18 protein-coding genes are annotated in these 17,472 nt (G+C 70.5%); 8 read left to right on the top strand and 10 right to left on the bottom strand.

Translation table 11 applies throughout. The annotated features are described in order from the left end of the window. Positions 1-11: 11 nt before the first annotated feature. Positions 12-2,246: a transglycosylase domain-containing protein gene (locus tag ACFOYY_RS23490; RefSeq protein ID WP_362912548.1), complete on the bottom strand. Its 2,235-nt coding sequence runs from the start codon at positions 2,244-2,246 to the stop codon at positions 12-14. 212 nt (positions 2,247-2,458) lie between these two features. Between ACFOYY_RS23490 and ACFOYY_RS23485 the strand changes: the two genes are divergently transcribed. The 3 genes from ACFOYY_RS23485 to ACFOYY_RS23475 all read left to right on the top strand — a co-directional run bounded on the left by ACFOYY_RS23485 (position 2,459) and on the right by ACFOYY_RS23475 (position 5,779). Then, positions 2,459-3,919 (top strand): serine hydrolase domain-containing protein, encoded by a 1,461-nt coding sequence (locus ACFOYY_RS23485; protein WP_386192025.1) that lies wholly within the window; start codon positions 2,459-2,461, stop codon positions 3,917-3,919. Positions 3,920-4,016: 97 nt separating this feature from the next. Then, entirely contained in the window at positions 4,017-5,129 is a 1,113-nt protein-coding gene (locus tag ACFOYY_RS23480) for a sensor histidine kinase (RefSeq protein WP_386192022.1), read from the top strand. Beyond that, the gene (locus ACFOYY_RS23475) at positions 5,126-5,779 is read left to right on the top strand and encodes a response regulator transcription factor (RefSeq protein WP_352010882.1); all 654 of its coding nucleotides are present in this window, start codon (positions 5,126-5,128) and stop codon (positions 5,777-5,779) included. The genes ACFOYY_RS23480 and ACFOYY_RS23475 overlap by 4 nt, the downstream gene beginning before the upstream one ends. Here ACFOYY_RS23475 and ACFOYY_RS23470 read toward each other — a convergent pair. Further along, entirely contained in the window at positions 5,769-6,353 is a 585-nt protein-coding gene (locus ACFOYY_RS23470; RefSeq protein ID WP_386192019.1) for a CGNR zinc finger domain-containing protein, read from the bottom strand. The two genes, ACFOYY_RS23475 and ACFOYY_RS23470, sit on opposite strands and share 11 nt — an antisense overlap. A gap of 72 nt (positions 6,354-6,425) precedes the next feature. Between ACFOYY_RS23470 and ACFOYY_RS23465 the strand changes: the two genes are divergently transcribed. Next, positions 6,426-7,187: a class I SAM-dependent methyltransferase gene (locus ACFOYY_RS23465; protein WP_386192017.1), complete on the top strand. Its 762-nt coding sequence runs from the start codon at positions 6,426-6,428 to the stop codon at positions 7,185-7,187. Between the two features lie 34 nt (positions 7,188-7,221). Here the strand turns inward: ACFOYY_RS23465 and ACFOYY_RS23460 are convergent, their stop codons facing one another. Both ACFOYY_RS23460 and ACFOYY_RS23455 read right to left on the bottom strand, forming a co-directional pair. Further along, positions 7,222-7,362, bottom strand: a complete 141-nt coding sequence (locus ACFOYY_RS23460; RefSeq protein WP_362912538.1) for a hypothetical protein — start codon at positions 7,360-7,362, stop codon at positions 7,222-7,224. A gap of 171 nt (positions 7,363-7,533) precedes the next feature. Then, positions 7,534-8,109: an HD domain-containing protein gene (locus ACFOYY_RS23455; protein WP_352010886.1), complete on the bottom strand. Its 576-nt coding sequence runs from the start codon at positions 8,107-8,109 to the stop codon at positions 7,534-7,536. A 118-nt stretch (positions 8,110-8,227) separates the two neighbouring features. Here ACFOYY_RS23455 and ACFOYY_RS23450 point away from each other — a divergent pair, with 118 nt between their 5' ends. Further along, complete coding sequence (locus ACFOYY_RS23450) at positions 8,228-8,608, top strand: nuclear transport factor 2 family protein (RefSeq protein ID WP_386192013.1); 381 nt, start codon at positions 8,228-8,230, stop codon at positions 8,606-8,608. 91 nt (positions 8,609-8,699) lie between these two features. On the opposite strand, the gene ACFOYY_RS23445 is transcribed toward ACFOYY_RS23450, so the two are convergent. From ACFOYY_RS23445 to ACFOYY_RS23435, 3 genes are all read right to left on the bottom strand, one after another. Continuing rightward, positions 8,700-9,263, bottom strand: a complete 564-nt coding sequence (locus tag ACFOYY_RS23445) for a hypothetical protein (RefSeq protein WP_352010888.1) — start codon at positions 9,261-9,263, stop codon at positions 8,700-8,702. A 215-nt stretch (positions 9,264-9,478) separates the two neighbouring features. Then, positions 9,479-10,054 (bottom strand): hypothetical protein, encoded by a 576-nt coding sequence (locus ACFOYY_RS23440; protein WP_386192010.1) that lies wholly within the window; start codon positions 10,052-10,054, stop codon positions 9,479-9,481. Between the two features lie 173 nt (positions 10,055-10,227). Beyond that, positions 10,228-11,346, bottom strand: coding sequence for an NAD(P)/FAD-dependent oxidoreductase (locus ACFOYY_RS23435; protein WP_386192008.1), 1,119 nt, complete (start codon positions 11,344-11,346; stop codon positions 10,228-10,230). Between the two features lie 381 nt (positions 11,347-11,727). Between ACFOYY_RS23435 and ACFOYY_RS23430 the strand changes: the two genes are divergently transcribed. Further along, positions 11,728-12,807, top strand: coding sequence for a cellulose binding domain-containing protein (locus ACFOYY_RS23430; RefSeq protein WP_352010891.1), 1,080 nt, complete (start codon positions 11,728-11,730; stop codon positions 12,805-12,807). Positions 12,808-13,098: 291 nt separating this feature from the next. Here the strand turns inward: ACFOYY_RS23430 and ACFOYY_RS23425 are convergent, their stop codons facing one another. After that, on the bottom strand, positions 13,099-13,710 hold the full coding sequence (locus ACFOYY_RS23425) for a histidine phosphatase family protein (RefSeq protein ID WP_386192003.1): 612 nt from the start codon (positions 13,708-13,710) through the stop codon (positions 13,099-13,101). Continuing rightward, a complete protein-coding gene (locus tag ACFOYY_RS23420) occupies positions 13,707-14,939 on the bottom strand; it encodes a PEP/pyruvate-binding domain-containing protein (RefSeq protein WP_386192000.1) in 1,233 nt (410 codons plus the stop codon). The genes ACFOYY_RS23425 and ACFOYY_RS23420 overlap by 4 nt, the downstream gene beginning before the upstream one ends. Positions 14,940-14,998: 59 nt before the next feature. Between ACFOYY_RS23420 and ACFOYY_RS23415 the strand changes: the two genes are divergently transcribed. Both ACFOYY_RS23415 and ACFOYY_RS23410 read left to right on the top strand, forming a co-directional pair. Beyond that, positions 14,999-15,394, top strand: coding sequence for a DNA-binding protein (locus ACFOYY_RS23415; protein ID WP_362912526.1), 396 nt, complete (start codon positions 14,999-15,001; stop codon positions 15,392-15,394). Further along, complete coding sequence (locus tag ACFOYY_RS23410; RefSeq protein ID WP_386191998.1) at positions 15,391-16,026, top strand: transcriptional regulator; 636 nt, start codon at positions 15,391-15,393, stop codon at positions 16,024-16,026. Before ACFOYY_RS23415 ends, ACFOYY_RS23410 begins: the two co-directional genes overlap by 4 nt. Before the next feature lie 150 nt (positions 16,027-16,176). Here ACFOYY_RS23410 and ACFOYY_RS23405 read toward each other — a convergent pair whose 3' ends face one another. Beyond that, positions 16,177-17,175 carry a Fic family protein gene (locus ACFOYY_RS23405; RefSeq protein WP_386191996.1) on the bottom strand — a complete coding sequence of 333 codons (999 nt, stop codon included), beginning with the start codon at positions 17,173-17,175 and terminating at the stop codon, positions 16,177-16,179. Positions 17,176-17,472 lie beyond the last annotated feature (297 nt).

The following is a 17,472-nucleotide window of genomic DNA, read 5'->3' as shown; positions in this document are numbered from 1 at the left end:
GGGCCCGCCTGTCAGCCGAAGGGACCCCGGCCGTTGCCCCCCGTGTCGTTCTCACGGCCGTGGTTCCCCCAGCCGCCCCGGTCGCCGTTGTCGCTCCGCCAGTCGTCGTTGTTGTCGTCGCCCGGACCCCGGTCGTTCTCGTCCGGCGGGGGCGCGGGCTGGCAGCTCTGGCCGCATCCGCCGAACCGCGAGGTGTTGATCGGGGTGAACTTGGTCGGCGGGACGTCCTTCAGGGCCGCCAGCATGGTGTCCTTCCAGATCGGCCCGGAGATGCTGGCACCGACGACCGAGCCGTAGTAGGTGCCGCCGATGGTGACGCCCACCAGCTTGTGGGTCTGCGAGCCGCGCGGGTCGCCGATGCTGACGGCGCCCGCCAGGTCGGGGGTGAACCCGGCGAACCAGGCGGAGGCGTAGCCGTCGGTGGTACCGGTCTTGCCCGCCGCGTCCCGGCCGATGCCGCCGACCCCCCGCATGGTGCCCTTGGTGAGCACGCCGGAGAGGATGTCGGCCGTCGCGTCGGCGACCTCGGGGTCGAGTGCCTGACGGCACTTGGGCTTGTAGGTGGTGACCTTGCCGTCGCGGTCGGTGATCTGGGAGATCGCCATCGGCGCGCAGTACTTCCCGCGGGCGCCGATCGCGGCGTAGGCGTTGGCCACGGTCACCGGGTCCATCTCGTTGGTGCCGAGGGTGAAGGTCTCGTACTCCTGGAGCTTGGCCCCGTCGGAGCGGTGGATGCCCAGCGACTTGGCGGTCTTGACCACCTCGCAGAGCCCGACGTGCTGTTCGAGCGTCATGAAGAAGGTGTTGACCGAGCCCCACGTGCCTGTCTGCAGGGTCCGCCAGCCGGGAGAGCCCTCGTCGTTGGTGACGGTGTGGCTCGGGTCTCCGGCGGTGCCGCCCGCGCAGTTCTTGAACGTCGAGTAACCGGCCGCGGTGTAGCCCGCGCCGACGTTGAAGCCGTCGCTGATCTTCATGCCCTTGCTCAGCGCGGTGATCAGGGTGAAGGTCTTGAAGGTCGATCCGGCCTGGAAGCCGGTGAGGCCGCCGTGCGCGGCGTCGGCGACGGGGTTGTAGGCCAGCTCGTGCTTGTCGGTGTCCCCGCCGTACGGCTTGCTGGCGGCCATGGCCTTGATGGCCCCGGTGCCCGGCTGGACCAGCGCCTCGGCGGCGAGGGGGTTGTCCGAGGCGTGGACCCGCTTCTTGATGGCCTTCTCCGCGGCGGCCTGCATGTCGGAGTCGATCGTGGTCTTGATCGTCAGGCCGCCCCGGTTGAGGAACTTCAGCCGGTCGGCGGCCTTCTTCCCGAAGTCCGGATTTTTCAGGATCTCGTTGCGGACGTAGATGCAGAAGTACGGGTACTTGCTGGACTCGCATCCGCCGGGGAGGCCCGTGCCCCTGTAGCCGAGCTTGGTGGCCTTCGCCTTCGCGGCGTCGTCCTTGGAGATCTTGCCGAGCTCGGCCATCCGGTCGAGCACGACGTTGCGCCGCTTCAGCAGCTTCTCCTGCTGCTTCCTGCCCAGGTTGGGGTCGGTGGCGTTGGGGTCCTGCACGGCCCCGGCCAGCGTCGCGGCCTGCGGCAGGGTGAGCTGGTCGGCCCTGATGCCGAAGAACCGCTTGGCCGCCGCCTCGACCCCGTAGGCGCTCGCACCGAAGTAGGCGATGTTCAGATACTTCGCCAGGATCTCGTCCTTGGTGTACTTCTTCTCGACCGCCATGGCGTAGCGCAGCTCCTTGAGCTTGCGCGCGTAGCTGGCCTCAAGCGCCTTGTTCTTGGCCGCCTCGGTGTCGGCGGCGTTGAGCAGCACCTGCTTGACGTACTGCTGGGTGATGCTGGAACCGCCCTGGGCGACCCCGCCCGCCTGCAGGTTCTTGGCCAGCGCCCGGATCGTGCCCTCGATGTCGATCGGGCCGTGCTCGTAGAAGCGGTAGTCCTCGATCGAGATGATGGCCGTCTTCATGATCGGGGCGATCTCGTCGAACCCCACGACCTCGCGGTACTGCTCGTAGAAGCGGGCGATCGGCTTGCCCTTGGAGTCTTCGACGACCGTGACCTCGGCCGGAGGCGGCTCCACGAGTTCCTCGGGTGCGAGGTTCATCTCGTTACTCGCTGAGATCAGTCCGAAGCCCGCGCCGCCCACCGCCGGTAGCGCGAGTCCCGCGACCAGCGCGCCCGCCGCCACCCCGGCACCGGCCAGCAGGGCGATCTTCGACAGGGCGCTCGTCTGCTTCTCCACCGGTTCCTGCATGCCCCACAGCCTATGGCGCCCCACGAACCTCCCAGGCCACCAAGAGAAAACCCGCACCTGACGAAAGTCAGGGGTCACCCCTTACTTCGGGCTCCTGACCTGGTGATTCACGGTGTTTAGCGTGACGTTCGTCAACGAGACGATCGGAGCGCGTTGTGTGGCGGAACAGAGGTTCGAGGCGGAGAACGGCGACCACGGCGGTCGCCCTCCTGATGGCCCTGACGACCACGGCGGTCACCGTACCGCCGGCTGCGGCGGTCGCCGCACGGGAGACGCGAGCCGTACGGGAGCCGACTCCCGCGGCGATCGAACGGGTGGTCGCCGAGTACGCCGCCAGGACCGGCTACCCGGGCATAGCCACCGCGATCACCCTGGGTGACCGGGTGCTGTACACCGGCGGGTACGGCCACGACTCCTCGGGCGCGGCGGTGACCGCGGCGACGCCGATGCCGGTCGCGTCGGTCAGCAAGTCCTTCACCGCGCTCGCCGTGATGCGGCTGGCCGAGGCGGGCAAGGTGGTCCTGGACGCCCCGGTGCGCGGCTATCTGCCCGGCTTCCGCATCGCCGACCCCCGTGGCGAGCGGATCACCGTACGCCAGTTGCTGGAGCAGACCTCCGGGCTCAGCGACGGCACCTTCCCGGAGAAGAGCCTGCCGCAGCCCGGCTCCCCCGCCGACGCCGTGACGCGGGCCAGGACGGCGACGCTGGCCGCGGAGCCGGGCACCCGGCACCTCTACACGAACACGAACTACCACCTCGCCGCCCGGCTGGTCGAGGTCGTCACGGGTGAGCCGTTCGCCGAGTACATGCGGCGGCAGGTGTTCGGGCCCGCCGGGATGCGTTCGACGACCACGATCTCCCAGACGCCGCGTGACCTGCCGTCCGGGGTGCGCGAGGGACACCTCTACGCCTACGGGATGTCGGTCCCCGCCCCGGAGCCGAAGCGGTTCGTCGGCGGCTCGGACGGCGTGATCACCACCGCCGAGGACATGGCCGTCTGGCTGATCACGCAGAACAAGGGGGGCGTGGCCCCGAACGGTACCCGGCTGCTGTCCGCCGAGGGCGTGCGGACCACGCACACCCCCTCCGACCGGCGCTGGACGTACGGCCTCGGCTGGGACACCGACGCGAGGGGCCGGGTGAGCCACAGCGGCATCTGGTTCACCTACACCGCCCACCAGCTGCTGCTTCCCGGCGGGTACGGCATCGCGGTCATCGGCAACGGCGGCATCGGCCTCGGCAACGAGGGCATCGGCGCGCTGGCGGATGAGCTGGCCACCCTCGTGACCGGCGCAAGCCCGGAGGCCGGTTCCTCGTTGCGACTGATCATCGACCTGGTGCTGGCCTGCCTCACCCTGCTGAGCCTGGCCCTGGGGGTGCGCAACCTGCGGCGCACCGGACGCTGGGCGGGGCGGTTCGTCTCCCGGCCGTCGTGGCGGCTCCTGCCGAGGCTGCTGCCCCGGCTGTTCCCCCTCGTCCTGCTGGTCCTCCTGCCCCGCCTGCTCGGCATGCTCGCCGGGGGTGGACGGGACCTCACCCACCTGCAGCTGTTCTACTACTCGGTCGCGCTGGTCACCTGGACGGCGGTCGCGGCCCTGTCGAACCTCGCCGTGCTGACCACCCGCGTCGTCGCCCTCGTACGGCTCCGCCGTACCTTTCGTCCCGGCCGGTGACCTCCTGACCGGTGATGTCCTGGGCGGTGATGACCTGGGCGGTGATGACCTGGGCGGTGATGACCTGGATGGCGATGGCCTCGATAGTGTCGGTGTCATGACGAGCTGGATACGCCGGGCGGCGGCGCGTTCGCCCGTCCCGCCGTGGGCGTCCGTCCTGCTCGTGGGGCTGCTGGCCGTCGTCGCCATGTCCCATGACGAGCTGGCCGGGTGGGCATTGGTCGCCGCCCTGCTCGCCCCCGTCGCGGGGGTGGCGTTGCTGGGGCCGTACCCGGTGGCCGCGCTCGGGGTGTGCGCGGTGACGAGCGTCACCGTGGCGCTGAGCATGACCGACAACGTGCCGGTGTGGAGCAGCGCGCTCTGCGTGGCCGTCTTCGTGATCAGCCTGCTGGCCGGGCGCGGGGCGCCGAAGGTGGCTCCCGCTCTGGGCGCGTGCGCGGCCGGGGTGGTGCTCGACGTCGTGTTCGGCCTGGTCAGAGGCGAGGTGTGGGGGGTGGGGGCGCTGCTGCTCGGCCTGACGGTCGCGCTGCCGTGGCTGCTCGGCCGTTCCGCGCACCAGCAGGCCGAACTGGTCGTGGTCACCGCGGAGCGGGCCATGCTCCAGGAACGCGCCCGTATCGCCCACGACATGCACGACACGCTCGGACACGAGCTGAGCCTGCTCGCGCTGCGCGCCGGGGCCCTTGAGATGGCCTCCGACCTGGACGAACGCCACCGCAGGGCCGCCGCCGAGCTGCGGGAGGGCGCCGGGCTCGCGACCGAGCGCCTGGCCGAGGTCCTCGCCCTGCTGCGCGACGGCGGCCCCGCGCCGCTGAGCCCGGCCCCGGCCCGCGACGCCGAGGACGTGCGGGCCCTCGTCGATCGGGCCTCGGGCGCGGGCCTGCCGGTCTCGCTCGAATGGCACGGCGTAGGGCACCTGCCGCCCGTGGTCGGCCGGGTCGCCCACCGCGTCGTCCAGGAGGCGCTGACCAACGCCGCGAAACACGCCGCCGGGGAGGCCGTGCGGGTACGGCTGGCCACCTCGGACGGCACGACCGTGGTCACCGTCGTCAACCCCCTCCCCCGGCGTGTACGGCGGGGCGCGGGAGGAGGGGCGGGCCTGGCGGCGCTGCGTGAGTACGTCCCGCAGTACGGCGGGACCTTCCGCGCGGGACCGCGCGGCGGGGAGTTCGAGGTCGTGGCCACGCTGCCACACGTGGGGGAGTCATGATCAGGGTGCTGCTGGCCGACGACGACGAGATGGTCAGGGCCGGGGTCGGCGCCATCCTCGCCACCGATCCGGCCATCGAGGTGGTGGCCGAGGCCGGGGACGGGCGGGAGGCCGTCGAGATGGCCCTCGCGCACCGGCCGGACGTCGCCCTGCTCGACATCCGCATGCCCCGGCTCGACGGCCTCTCCGCCGCCGTCGAGATCATCCGTGCGGCCCCCTCGGTCTCCGTCGCCGTGCTCACGACCTTCGGTGAGGACGCCTACCTGACCAGGGCGCTCGATGACGGTGTGCGTGGTTTCCTGCTCAAGTCGGGCAACCCCCGGGAGCTGATCGCCGGGGTGCACGCGGTCGCCGGGGGCGGCGCCTACCTGTCGCCGAGGATGGCCGCGCGGGTGATCGGGGAGCTCCGCTCGCCCCGGCTGGGCCGTGCCACGGCGGCCCGTGCCAGGGTCGAGACGCTCACGGAGCGGGAGCGCGACGTGCTCGCCCTGCTCGGCGCCGGGCTGTCCAACGCCCAGATCGCCAGGCGGCTCGGGCTCGTCGAGGGCACGGTCAAGGGGCACGTCAGCGCCATCCTCACCCGTCTCGACCTGCGGAACCGGGTCCAGGCCGCCGTTCTGGCCCACGAGGCGGGCCTGGTCACGGAGTGAGTCTCCCCCTGGCCTCCCTGGCGCGGAAGGCCGCGGTCTTGACGCGGTTCTGGCAGGCGGTGCCGCAGAAGCGGCGGGTGCCGTTGCGGGAGACGTCCACGTAGACGCGGTCGCAGTGCGGGGCCGTACAGACGCCGAGGCGGTCGCGGAACTCGCCGCCCAGCACGATCGCCAGGCCGGTGGCGCAACTGGCCCCCCAGTCGGCGGACACGGTCCCGCCGGGGCCGTGGAAGTGCAGGTGCCAGGGTTCGCCGTCGTGCCGCTGGAGTGAGGGCCGGGCCCGCGTCTGGGTGAGCAGGTCGTTGACCCTCAGGGCGGCGGTGTCGACGTCCTCGGCCGCGACGGCCTCGAAGACCTCGCGCAGTCTGACCGCGACCCCGGTCAGTTCGGCGGCCTCGTCCTCGGTGAGCCTCTCGTGGTCGGGGTATCCGGCGTCCCGCAGCACCTCGGTGGCCGCGGCGGCGAGGTCGTGGGGCGGCGCGAAGGGACGGCCTCGGGCCTCTCCCGGCGTCAACGCGTTGACCAGTGCGACCGCGATCCGGACGACCCCATCGGTGTGACTGTTGAAATCCACTTGACCGGTTACCTTCTCGCGTTCTAGCTTGTAACTGCCTAAAGCATAGAAGACGGTCACAAGGAGGCCTGTGTGCTCACCTACGATGTCGCACACGAGTGGATCACGCGTTGGGACCGCCAGCAGGAGGGTTACCTGCCCGACCGCGAGGAGCGTTTCACCGCGTTGATCGACGCCGTCGAGGCGGCGGGCCGTCCCGACCCTCTCGTCCTCGACCTCGGCTGCGGGCCCGGCTCACTGGCCGCCCGAATCCTGGAACGCCTCCCCGAGGCCAGGGTGGTCGCGGTCGACGCCGACCCGCTGCTGCTCGGTCTCGGCCGGGCCGCCTACCCTGATCCGCGCCTCAGGTTCGTCTCCCTCGACCTGCGCGTCCCCGGCTGGAGCGACCTGCTCGGCCTGGACGGGCCCGCCGACGCCGTGGTGAGCACCACGGCGCTGCACTGGATCTCCCCGCAGGACATCGCGAAGGTGTACGCCGAGGTGGCGACCGTACTGCGCCCCGGCGGGCTGCTGCTCAACGGCGACCACCTGGAGACCGACGACACCACCCCGGTCCTGGCCCGGCTCGAACGCGTCGTGCACGACCGGGAGGCCGAGCGCAGGTTCGCGGGGAACCGTCCCGAGGACTGGCGTCAGTGGTGGGACGCGGTCGCCGCCGACCCCGACTTCGCCGAGCTCAACACCGAGCGGGCCACCGCGGGCGCCGACCACCACGGCTCCGAGTCCCCGCTGCTGTCCACGCACGTCGACGCGCTGCTGGACGCGGGCTTCGTCGAGGTCGGCTGCCTGTGGCAGCGCGGCCACAACCGTCTCCTGTGCGCCGTACGCGCCTGACCCGCGCCCTCGCGCGCCCCGGACGGCGGGGGGTTCAGCGCTCCGGCTGTCCCTCGTCGGCCCGGTGGATCCTCGTCCAGGTTGCGCCGCACCCGCAGCGGTAGCCCTCGACCAGGTCGCCGGTCTCGGTGACGGCCAGGCCGTCGCTGACACGGACGTGAACGTGAGTGCTCATGGGGCTTTCCTAAGCTTTCCGAGCTTCCCCGTGGCTCTCCCCTGCCTTCCTCCGGCGGTTCCCCGAACGGGGCCACCGAGCAGGCGGAAGGGGGCTGAGCTGGGCGAACATCCTCACGATACCTTCCCTTGACGGTTCCCTGACCTCCGGGCCCGCCCGCTCGGGAAGCGCTCAGTCGCCGTTGAGGACCTGGGTCACCCACTCCAGCGACCCCGTGTCGAGCACCTCGTCCGCCAGCCGCTTGGCCGAGGCCGTCCGCAGCGCGGCCAGCGAGCTGTCGATCCACGGCTGGACGTTCTGGTGCCCCTGCTCGCGGTACTCGACGGCCTGGACGAGGCATTCGAGCTTGTCGGCGTCACGGGCGCAGACGGCTTCGAGACTGGTCTTCTCCTCGTACTCGGCGACCGCGCCGCGCACCATCCCCGCCACGACCTCGGGCACCCCGCTCACCTGGTCGGCGGTGACCTCCTCGTTCGAGGCCGCCTTCAGGTAACGCTTGCCGAGGTAGGGGATGTCGGTGATCCGGGTCTCCTGGGTGTCGTGGAACAGGCTCATGAACGCGGCCCGCTCGGGATTCCCGCCCTCAAGCGCCGCGATCACGCTCGCGATGACCGCCGCCCTGAAGGAGTGGTCGGCGATGCTCTCCGGATCCCGCACCCCCGCGACCAGCCACCCCGTGCGCCGGTACCGCTTGAGCAACCCCATCTCGTACAGCAGCCCCGCCAGACCCGTCAGTTCCTCCGCCATGGCCCCCACCCCCTTCCCAGGATCGTAGAACGCCCCTCCCCCACGACCTAGGACATCTTGACCGTCGTACGCTCGCTGTAGCGTGTCGGGAACGTACCGTCGAAAGGACCCCGGGGCCATGGGCGACGATCTCCACGATCTCCACGTGCAGGCGATCGACGTCTTCGTCGAGGCCACCGCCACCTCCGACCCCGAGCGTCGCGCCACCCTCCTGAGCCGTGCGGTGAGCGCCGACGTCGTCTTCTGGGGACCGCTCGGCCGGGGTGTCGGCCGTGAGGCCGTCAACGACTTCATCACCGAGGTCGTCCACGGCCACCCCGCCGGGCCTGGGCGCCTCGTCAGGACGACCCGGGTGGACGCCCCGGGAGAGTGGGCGAGGTTCGGCTGGCGTTACGAGACGGCCGACGGCGAGACCGTGCTGTCCGGCACGGACGTCGTCCACGTGACCACCGCCGGAGACATCGACGAGATCATCGTCTTCGCGGGCCCCCTGACCTGACAGCCTTCGCCGTACGGCGGGCACCTCGGAAAACGGCTGATCGCCGCCGTGGGGGGTGTCGGCGGCGATCAGGGTCACAGGGGGCCTCGGATCACTCCGTGAAGGTCACCGTGGCGTACAGGTAACGGGTCTTGCCGTTCTCGTCACCGCTGTGCGAACGGCCGACGATGACCTGGTTGTAGCCGGCCTGCGCGTTGTGGTTGCTCTCCTTGTACTCACCGCTCCAGGTCAGGTTGGTCAGCCGCACCTGACGGCCCTGCCAGTACAGGGCGCCGGTGCGGTAGCGCGTCATGCCGTTCTCGTCACCGGTGTGCCACCTGCCGACGAGCGCCTGGTCCGTGGGGGCGATGTAGCTGGACTTGCTCTCCCGCTGGCTGGCGGTCCAGTCTCCCGAGTGCACCTCGACCTGCTCGCCGTTGATGAAGATCCAGCTGCAGTAGTACGTGGTCCTGGTGTTCTCGTCACCGATGTGCGAACGACCGGTGAGCACCTGGTTCGCCGGGCAGTCGAAGGCGTCCGCCCGTTCCAGCACGGTCTCCTGGTAGATGCGCTCAACCTTGATCGTCGCGGCCGAGGCGGGAGAGGCCATGGTCAGCGCCGCCGCGGCGGCGGCCGCCACCACGGGTACGGCCCTGCCGTACGTCCTCGTCTTCATCTTCTCGGTTCCCTTCTGCGTGCGTTTGCGGCCGAAAGGCGGGACACGGATCACGGTGCGGCACGGTCGCACGACCCCGGCACGGACCCGCGTGAACCCGCGCGGAACCGCGCGGCCTCGTACGGACCCGCACGGCCTGTGCGATGACGGCCACAGGACCCGTCTCCCGCCGGGATGGCCCGATCACCTCGGCGACCGGGCCGACGATGGGCGGATCAGCCCTCGAAGGTCACAAGGGCGTGCTGGTAGCGGGTCTTGCCGTTCTCGTCACCGCTGTGCGAACGGCCCACGAGGACCCGGTTGTAGTCCGCCTGGAAGGTGTGCCTGCTCTCCTTGAGGTCGCCGCTCCAGACGGCGCCGGTGAGCCGTACCGGACGGCCCTGCCAGGACAGCGTGGCGGTGCGGTAGCGCGTGGTGCCGTTCTCGTCACCGGTGTGCGAACGGCCGACGAGCGCCTGGTCCGCCGGGGCGCTGTAGCTGGACCTGCTCTCCTTCTGGCCGGGGGTCCAGTCCCCGAGGGACACCCGGACCTGCTCGCCGTTGATGAGGATCCAGCTGCAGTAGTACGTGGTCCAGGCGTTCTCGTCACCGGTGTGCGAACGGCCGGTGAGCACCTGGTTCGTCGGGCAGGTGAACTGCGTGCCCCACTCCGGCACGTTCTCGGAGTAGGCCCGCTCGACCCTGATCGTCACCGCCGCGGTGGACGCGGCCGAGGCGGGAGAGGCGACGGTCAGTGCCGCCACCGCGGCGGTCGCCGCCGCAAGGGGCACGACCCTGCCATACGTCCTCATCTTCATCTCCATCGGTTCCCTTCTGCGTGCGATCACATTCAGAGAGGCGGCGCGGTGAAGATCAATTTTTGGTCGTACCCCGGGTGAAGATCGTCCCCCTGGGAGGTGATCCACCGGTCCCGCTCGCGGCCTACCGAGGATCCCCCTGACTGTTGACGACGCCCCCGCGCCCGTCAGCGTCCGGGCATCCGCGTCGGCATCCACGGGTGACGCAACGCCATGACGGTGCCCCTCACGATGGCCTCCTTGTAGGCGACGGCCGTCCGCCCGGTGAGCACCATCTCGACCGGGCTGTCGTCCCCGCGAACGAACTGGATCAGACCGTCGCGGCGGCCGAGGCTGACGCACTGGTTGGCGTACCTGAAGCGCACCGGATCGGGCGTCCGCCCCGCCAGACGCGCGGTGATCGCCCGTACGGCCTGCTGGGCCACCGGGAGCGCCGTCGCGCAGGCCATCCGCAACTCCACGCCGTCGGCCGTGCGCACGGCCGCCGCGTCGCCGATGCCGTACACCTCCCGGTGCGAGACCGAGCGGAGTGTCGGGTCCACCAGCATGCGCCCGTCGTCGTCGACGGAGAACCCGGCCTGGCGCGCCAGCTCGGGAACCCGGAAGCCGGTCGTCCAGATCGTGACGTCGGCACCGAGCCGCTCTCCGCCCTCCAGCGTGACGTGGTCGTCGTGCACCCCGGCCACCCTGGCGTGCTCGCGCACCTCGACGGCGAGACGGCCGAAGGCCGCGTTGAGGTGCCGTTGGGCCCGCCGCGACAGCGCGCCGCCCAACGCCCCCTCGGTGACCAGCCGTACCTTCACCTCCGGCAGGCACTCCGCCAGTTCGGCCGCCGTCTCGATGCCGGTGAGCCCGCCCCCGACGACGACCGCGGTGCCGCCGTCCCGCAGCCGAGTCCTGAGCCGCTCGGCCTGGTCGAGGGTGGCGACGGTGTGGGCGTGCTCGGCCGCTCCGGGCACCGGGCTCAGGTCGGCCTGGCTCCCCAGCGCGTAGACGAGTGTGTCGTAGCCGATCTCCGGAGCGTGCGCCGGTCGTACCGTCCGGGTGTCGGCGTCGATCCCGGTCACCGTGTCGACGACCAGCTCGACCCCGGTGCCCGCGAGCAGGTCGGCCAGCGGCAGGTCACGAAGACGCTGACCGGTGACGAGCTGGTGCAGCCGTACCCGCTCCACGAAGTGGTCCCGCCGGTTGACCAGGGTGACCCTGGTCCCCTTCTGCCGCGCCGCCAGCTTGGCTGCGACCAGCCCCGCGTACCCCGCTCCGAGAACCACGATGTGATGGGTCATCTGTCTCTCCCTTTCTCGCCCGCTGAGAACCGGTCAGGGGCCGGGAACGTGACGTGAACTGCGTCACACCGCCCGAGCTGGGCGTGACCTGGGGCGATGACGGCCTGGGCGGCCGCACCGCGCTCTCTCCGCCACGGAGGTCGAGCGCCTGCGGGCACGGCCGGTGACGGCGGCCCGTGCCGGACGCGCCAAGCGCCGACCGACGTCGTACGGCGGGACCTGGGCTTTCGCCAGCCTGCAAAATCGTGACTTTACGGAATGTCAAAAACACTCCACAATCACCGCGGGGGGACAAACGCCAAAAGACGATTCGACAGGGACATCATGCAAATCGGCAGACGATCCTCCGGGACGGTCCTCCTCAGCCTCGGGTTTCTCACGGTGGCGTTACTGACGGCCATGCTGGCGATCAGCATGGCCGCCGCCCCATGGGGGGGCATCGCCCACGCGTCCACTCCCAGCCCCAGCCCCACGAGCACGCAGACCAATCCCGGCTCCCCGACGCGCCCTGTCGGCCTGTGGCACTGCCCGGTGCCACTCGCCCCCGTCACCCAGACCGGCTACGCCTCCATCTGCTGGAGTGCCTCGTCGGACGAAAGCGGGGGCGTCATCTACGACGTGTACCGCCTGGACGTCGACGGCTTCGTCCTCGCCGCCACCACGACCTACCCGAGCAGCGTCGTCTCCGGCGAGTTGAACCGCCGGTACACGCTGTACGTCGTGGCCAGGGACGCGGAGGGGAACGTCAGCCCGCCGTCCGAACTGATCACGGTGCCGGCGCTGACCGGGATGACCCCGTCGCCCTCGCCGTCCCCGAAGCCCGGCGACCGCGTGCCGCCGAGCCGGCCGACCGGCCTGCAGGACGCCTGCCTGCAGGACTACCGGGGCGCCACGTTCTGCTGGCAGCCCTCGACCGACAACGTCGGGGTCAAGGAGTACGACGTCTACCGTGAGAACCCCTCGGCCTACGACAGGGTCGGCACGATCTCGTCCTCCGGCATCCTGAACTTCGCCGAGTCCGACGTGGTCGTCGGGCGGCGCTACAACTACTTCGTGGTCGCCCAGGACGAGGCCGGCAACCTCAGCGAGCCGTCCTCCATGCTGTCCGTCCTGGCCAGGGAGGGCTTCCCCACCCCGACCCCGACGTGCACGGTCTCCTACCGCGCGGCGACGTGGAGCTCGACGCTGAACGCGGAGATCAACGTGCGTAACATCGGCACGACCCCGATCGACGGCTGGACGCTGTCGGTCGACTACCCGGCGTCGTCCGCGCAGCTCACCTCGGGCTGGTCCGCGGACTGGACCCAGAACGGCTCGCGGATCAGCGGCACGAACAAGCAGTGGAACAAGGTCGTCAACCCGGGTTCGACGACCCAGATCGGGTTCACCGCCTCCTACAGCGGCGCCCAGCCCGCCCCCCTGAGGTTCGCCCTCAACGGCAGGCTCTGCTCCGTCGAGTAACGACCACCTGACGAGAACGGGCCCACGGGATCGGCGCAATCGCCCGTGGGCCCGTTCCTCTTCTCCGGGACCGGGGAAACCCGGCCGACGCCGCGGACGAACGCGTCACGACTTTTCGTCGGCGGCAGAGAAAACGCCGAAGGCGTGACCGCGCGGAGAAACCCTCGCCGAAAAAAGCCCAGGCTCAATTGAACGCGGAACGAACCAGGTGAACCCGGGCCGGAATTCGGCGCTTTCCGCCCACACAGAAACCCCTGCCGATTGGCCTTGAACAGTCCGGGCCTGGTGATCTCACGGCCTGACGCCTTCGGGGAATCCGGTCCAGCGCAGGCCGGGCGGGAGGTGACTCATGTCGTTGAACATCACGATCGTCGGTGGCAGGCCGTCGCGGTACTCGATGGCCGTCAGCGCGGTGTTGGCGCTGTTCAGCCCGAGCCACCGCGACGGCGGCGCGTCCAGCGCGTGCCGTACCAGCCACGCGATCGGATAGGCGTGCGTCACCAGGACCTCGTGGGTGGATCTCGGAGCCCTCGCGGCCGAGCCGGTGACCTTCGCGAACCGGGCGACCAGGGCCTCGGCGAGGCTCTGGCCGGAGGCCGCCTCGGCATCGTCGTAGCCGTCGAAGAAGCCGGCCCAGGACGGAGGCGTCTCGGCCGCGGTGGGAACGTAGGGCACATGGTCGACGAGTTCGGCGGCCTCGATCACCGGCACGCCCGGTAGACGACGGGCGAGTTCACGCGCGCTCGCCACGGCACGCGGTAGCGGAGAGTGCCACACGACGTCGACCGGTACACCCGCGAGCCGTTCGCCCAGCAGGCCCACCTGCCGACGCCCGGTGTCGGTGAGTTCCCCGAACGCGTCGGCCACGCCGTGACGCACGAGGTAGAGGTGTCTGGTCGTCATGCGTGGTCAGGGGCGGGGGCCCCGTCTCCTCTCGGACGGAGGTGGTCGGCCGTGACGGTTCCGGCGGTGCCGTCGACGGTGATGACGGCGCCGTCGCGGAGCCTGTTCGTCGCGTCAGGAACGCCGAGGACGGCGGGGATGCCGTGTTCTCTGGCGACGATCGCGGCGTGGGAGAGCACGCCTCCCGTCTCGGTGACGACTCCCGCGGCGACGCGCAGCAGCGGCGTCCAGGCAGGGTCGGTGAAGGGGCAGACGAGGATGTCCCCCGGGCTCACCCGCGCGAAGTCGCCGAAACCACGGACGATCCTCGCGGTGCCGGTCACGGTCCCGTGGCTGCCCGGCGTCCCGGTGAGGCCGGTGGCCGTGACGTCCGAGGCACCGGAGAGGGGTGGCGGGAGCGCGGCGGTGACCGGCCGCGCCTGCAGAATCCAGACGCGGCCGTCGGCGATCGCCCACTCGACGTCCTGCGGGCCGCCGAGCACGGCGGCGATCCGTTCGCCCAGCTCGGCCAGCCGCGTGGCGGTCGCGTCGTCGATCACCGGCCGGTCCCGGGCGGCGACGGGCACGTCGTGGACGACGAGCCGCGTGCCCCTCCGGTCAAGACGCCGCCGTTTGTCCGCGACGGTACGGACGACCGGCCCGTCCCGGGAGACACGGTAGGCGTCAGGGGTGACCCTGCCCTCGACGACGCTGGGGCCGAGACCCCAGGACGCCTCGATCCGGGTCACGTCGTCCGGACCCGCGGGAGTGAACATGACCCCGGACACCTCGGCGTCCAGGTGGCGTTGGACGATGACGGCCATCAGAAGGTCGTCGCAGCCGGAGCCGGCCCGGTAGGCGACGGCACGCGGGGAGAACAGCGAGGCCCAGCAGGCTCCTACGGCTTCGGCGACCTCGTCGGGTCCGTGCACGGCGAGGAAGCTCTCGTGCTGACCGGCGGCCGACGCCTGACCGGTGTCCTCCTTCGCCGCCGATGACCGTACGGCCACGGACGGCTCGCCGAGTTCGTCCAGCGCGCGCCCCAGCGCGTCGATCACGGCGGCGGGGACCGGGCGGGCCCCGATCTCCTGCCGCGCCGCGTCGGCGTCGTCCGGTCCGGCCGCGAGGTAGGCGGCGAACGGGACGACGAAGCCGTCGAGAACCGGCAGACCCGCCCTGAGCAACGCGCCGAGCGCACCGGCCTTGCCCCCGCAGGTGTCGGCGACGGCCTCCCCCAGGGAAACGATCATCCGCTTCGCCCTTCAACAGAACATTGACAACAATTTGTTGATTGTGCATGCTGGGACGCATGTCACGCAAGGACGACATCGCCTCCGGCGCGCACGCCGACCACGCCCAGGCCGGGCGTGAGCGGGACGCGCGTGAGCGGCTTCTTGACCTGGGCGCGGACGAGCTCGACGCCCGTCCGTGGCGTCCCCCGCCCGCCCCGCTGTCGGCGGTCGACCTCGTGCAGTTCGCCGTCTGGCGCAACGCCGACCTGGACCCGGAGGGCATCCTGGACGCGCTCGCCCTCCTGCCCGCCGCACGAGCCGAGGTCGAAGGGCTCGAATCCGCCCTGCTGTTCATCGCCAGAAGCGCGGGCCTGACCTGGGCGCAGATGGCGCACGTGATGGGGTTCAACTCCCCGCAGGCATGCCAGCAGCACTACACCCGCCTGACCGCACGACAGGACACCGGCTCATGACGCACGACTCCTCGCCCGACCTCCTGATCCTGCACGCCGTACGCGTCACCGGGTTCGCGGACACCCCGGTGATCGCCCGCCGGTACGGGCTCGACACGGCCACGGCGGAAGAGGTGCTACGCGAGGCCGAGAGCCGTGGCTGGGTCGAGCACACCTCCTTCGCCGACACCAGAGGCTGGTCGTTGACCGAAGCCGGCCGGGCCGAGAACGAGCGCCGGCTCGCGGCCGAACTCACCCTCGCGGGCGCCGCCGACGAGGTCCGAGACGTTCACCGCAGGTTCCTCCCGCTGAACGCTCTCCTGCTACAGGCCTGCACCGACTGGCAGCTCCGGCCCGCCGCCAACGATCGGCTCGCCGTCAACGACCACTCCGACCCCACCTGGGACGCCGGAGTCCTCCACGAACTGGCCTGCGTCGGCCGGGCGCTCACCCCGCTCGTGGACCGGCTCGGTCACGTCCTCACGCGGTTCCGCGGATACGACACACGTTTCGCCGCGGCCCTGGCACGCGCGCAGGCGGGGGACGGCGCCTGGGTCGACCGCACCGACGTGGACTCCTGCCACCGTGTCTGGTTCGAACTCCACGAGGACCTCATCGCCACCCTCGGCCTCACCCGCCACGCCCAGCCCTGACCCACCGTACGGTGCCCACCTGGATCACCCACGGATCGGCGATCCCGCAGCGGCGAGACGACCGGCTTCGCGAATCACCGTCCAGGCCGAGACGCCGAACCTCTTCAGTGGTCCTGCCACCTGGGCGACTTCTCATCCGCAGCGGACGCATCACGACCTGCGGTGCCTTGACTTGAGATAGTCGTTCACCCACTTCTTGCTGCTGCGCCACATCCCGTCGTCGCCCTTGACCGCACGCAGGCGCCCCCGTGCGGCAGCCACCCGGAGGGCGTTCTCGGTGACGTCGCGTGTCGCGAGGGCGGGCAGGGGGACGAGCTTGACCGGACCGGCCATCGCCGGCATGACAAAGCGATACAGATTCGTCGTCACGCTGCGTGCGACGAGTTCGCCCAACGGGCCGAACTCGTCATTGTCGGCTCGGCGCATCGCCTGCGGATACTTGTCACGGTCGCGCTTGTAGATGATCGCTGGTGGATAGCCGATCCTGCCGAGTATCAAGTTGAGCACCAAACGGCCCGTCCGCCCGTTGCCGTCAAGGAACGGATGTATCTGCTCGAACCGATTGTGAACATGTGCCAAGCGTTCGGGGAGGGGCTCCTCGGACTCACCGCGGAGGCCATCGACGATCTTCACCCAGTCCCGCATCCGGGAGTCGACCTCCGGCCATGACGGCGGCTTCATACCCCCGGGGAACTTGGCGATCTCATGTCGCCGGAAGTTCCCCGGGCCTTCGGCAGGGGTGGCGTGCGGGTGAGGGCCCACAGCCCACACGAGCGACATGGCGGTGTGATGTATCTGCCGAATCTCCTGGAGCGTGATGAGATCTCCGTTCTGCCAGTCTCCCGGCTCCAGTGCCTGCCCGTACACCCACTTCGCGGCGTCGCCGTACCCCCTCACCTCCATGTAGTCCCTGAGAGGCTTCGCGCCCACCACCCGGCCCTCCTCAAGGAGCTTCTCCACCTCCTGCAACACGAGCGTGTTGCCCTCGATCGCAGTGCTGTTGTGAGCCTCCTGGTGCCAGATGTCAGACCAGATGTCCTCCGCCTCAGCAGGCGAAGGCAGCCCGCCCAAACGGTCACGAAGCTCTCGAACGGCCTCGTCGAGACGCTGACACACAGTCGCCCTGGACGGTCTGCCCGGTCCTGACACCGGCTCTCCCATGATTTTGTTCGGCTGAGTCGATGTAACTCGAACAGAACCAACCCGCCTTGTTCGCTCCGGCCGAAAAAATCGAACCGAACGACTTACCGACGGGGCGGCACCGCGACCGAGCTTCCGCCGACGCCTCCGCCCCCGAGCACAGACCCCTACGCCCGGCGAATGAACCGCTCCCTCCGAAGACCATGAACGACAGCAGCGGGCAGCGGCCGACCTTGGTAAGGCATCGCCGATGACACGCGGAACCTAGACGAGTAAGTCCTAAGTCGTTTGGGCTGCAGGAATGGC

The sequence above is a fragment of the Streptosporangium jomthongense genome, from assembly GCF_042650425.1.
Lineage (GTDB): Bacteria > Actinomycetota > Actinomycetes > Streptosporangiales > Streptosporangiaceae > Streptosporangium.
This window is presented reverse-complemented; position numbering and strand designations above follow the sequence as displayed.

What these genes read in the sequence shown, in the direction of transcription:
- ACFOYY_RS23490 (WP_362912548.1), bottom strand. Translation starts at nt 2,246, where the DNA reads ATGCAGGAACCGGTGGAGAAGCAGACGAGCGCCCTGTCGAAGATCGCC.
- ACFOYY_RS23485 (WP_386192025.1), top strand. Translation starts at nt 2,459, where the DNA reads ATGGCCCTGACGACCACGGCGGTCACCGTACCGCCGGCTGCGGCGGTC.
- ACFOYY_RS23480 (WP_386192022.1), top strand. Translation starts at nt 4,017, where the DNA reads ATGACGAGCTGGATACGCCGGGCGGCGGCGCGTTCGCCCGTCCCGCCG.
- ACFOYY_RS23475 (WP_352010882.1), top strand. Translation starts at nt 5,126, where the DNA reads ATGATCAGGGTGCTGCTGGCCGACGACGACGAGATGGTCAGGGCCGGG.
- ACFOYY_RS23460 (WP_362912538.1), bottom strand. Translation starts at nt 7,362, where the DNA reads ATGAGCACTCACGTTCACGTCCGTGTCAGCGACGGCCTGGCCGTCACC.
- ACFOYY_RS23455 (WP_352010886.1), bottom strand. Translation starts at nt 8,109, where the DNA reads ATGGCGGAGGAACTGACGGGTCTGGCGGGGCTGCTGTACGAGATGGGG.
- ACFOYY_RS23450 (WP_386192013.1), top strand. Translation starts at nt 8,228, where the DNA reads ATGGGCGACGATCTCCACGATCTCCACGTGCAGGCGATCGACGTCTTC.
- ACFOYY_RS23445 (WP_352010888.1), bottom strand. Translation starts at nt 9,263, where the DNA reads ATGAAGACGAGGACGTACGGCAGGGCCGTACCCGTGGTGGCGGCCGCC.
- ACFOYY_RS23440 (WP_386192010.1), bottom strand. Translation starts at nt 10,054, where the DNA reads ATGAGGACGTATGGCAGGGTCGTGCCCCTTGCGGCGGCGACCGCCGCG.
- ACFOYY_RS23435 (WP_386192008.1), bottom strand. Translation starts at nt 11,346, where the DNA reads ATGACCCATCACATCGTGGTTCTCGGAGCGGGGTACGCGGGGCTGGTC.
- ACFOYY_RS23425 (WP_386192003.1), bottom strand. Translation starts at nt 13,710, where the DNA reads ATGACGACCAGACACCTCTACCTCGTGCGTCACGGCGTGGCCGACGCG.
- ACFOYY_RS23420 (WP_386192000.1), bottom strand. Translation starts at nt 14,939, where the DNA reads ATGATCGTTTCCCTGGGGGAGGCCGTCGCCGACACCTGCGGGGGCAAG.
- ACFOYY_RS23415 (WP_362912526.1), top strand. Translation starts at nt 14,999, where the DNA reads ATGTCACGCAAGGACGACATCGCCTCCGGCGCGCACGCCGACCACGCC.
- ACFOYY_RS23410 (WP_386191998.1), top strand. Translation starts at nt 15,391, where the DNA reads ATGACGCACGACTCCTCGCCCGACCTCCTGATCCTGCACGCCGTACGC.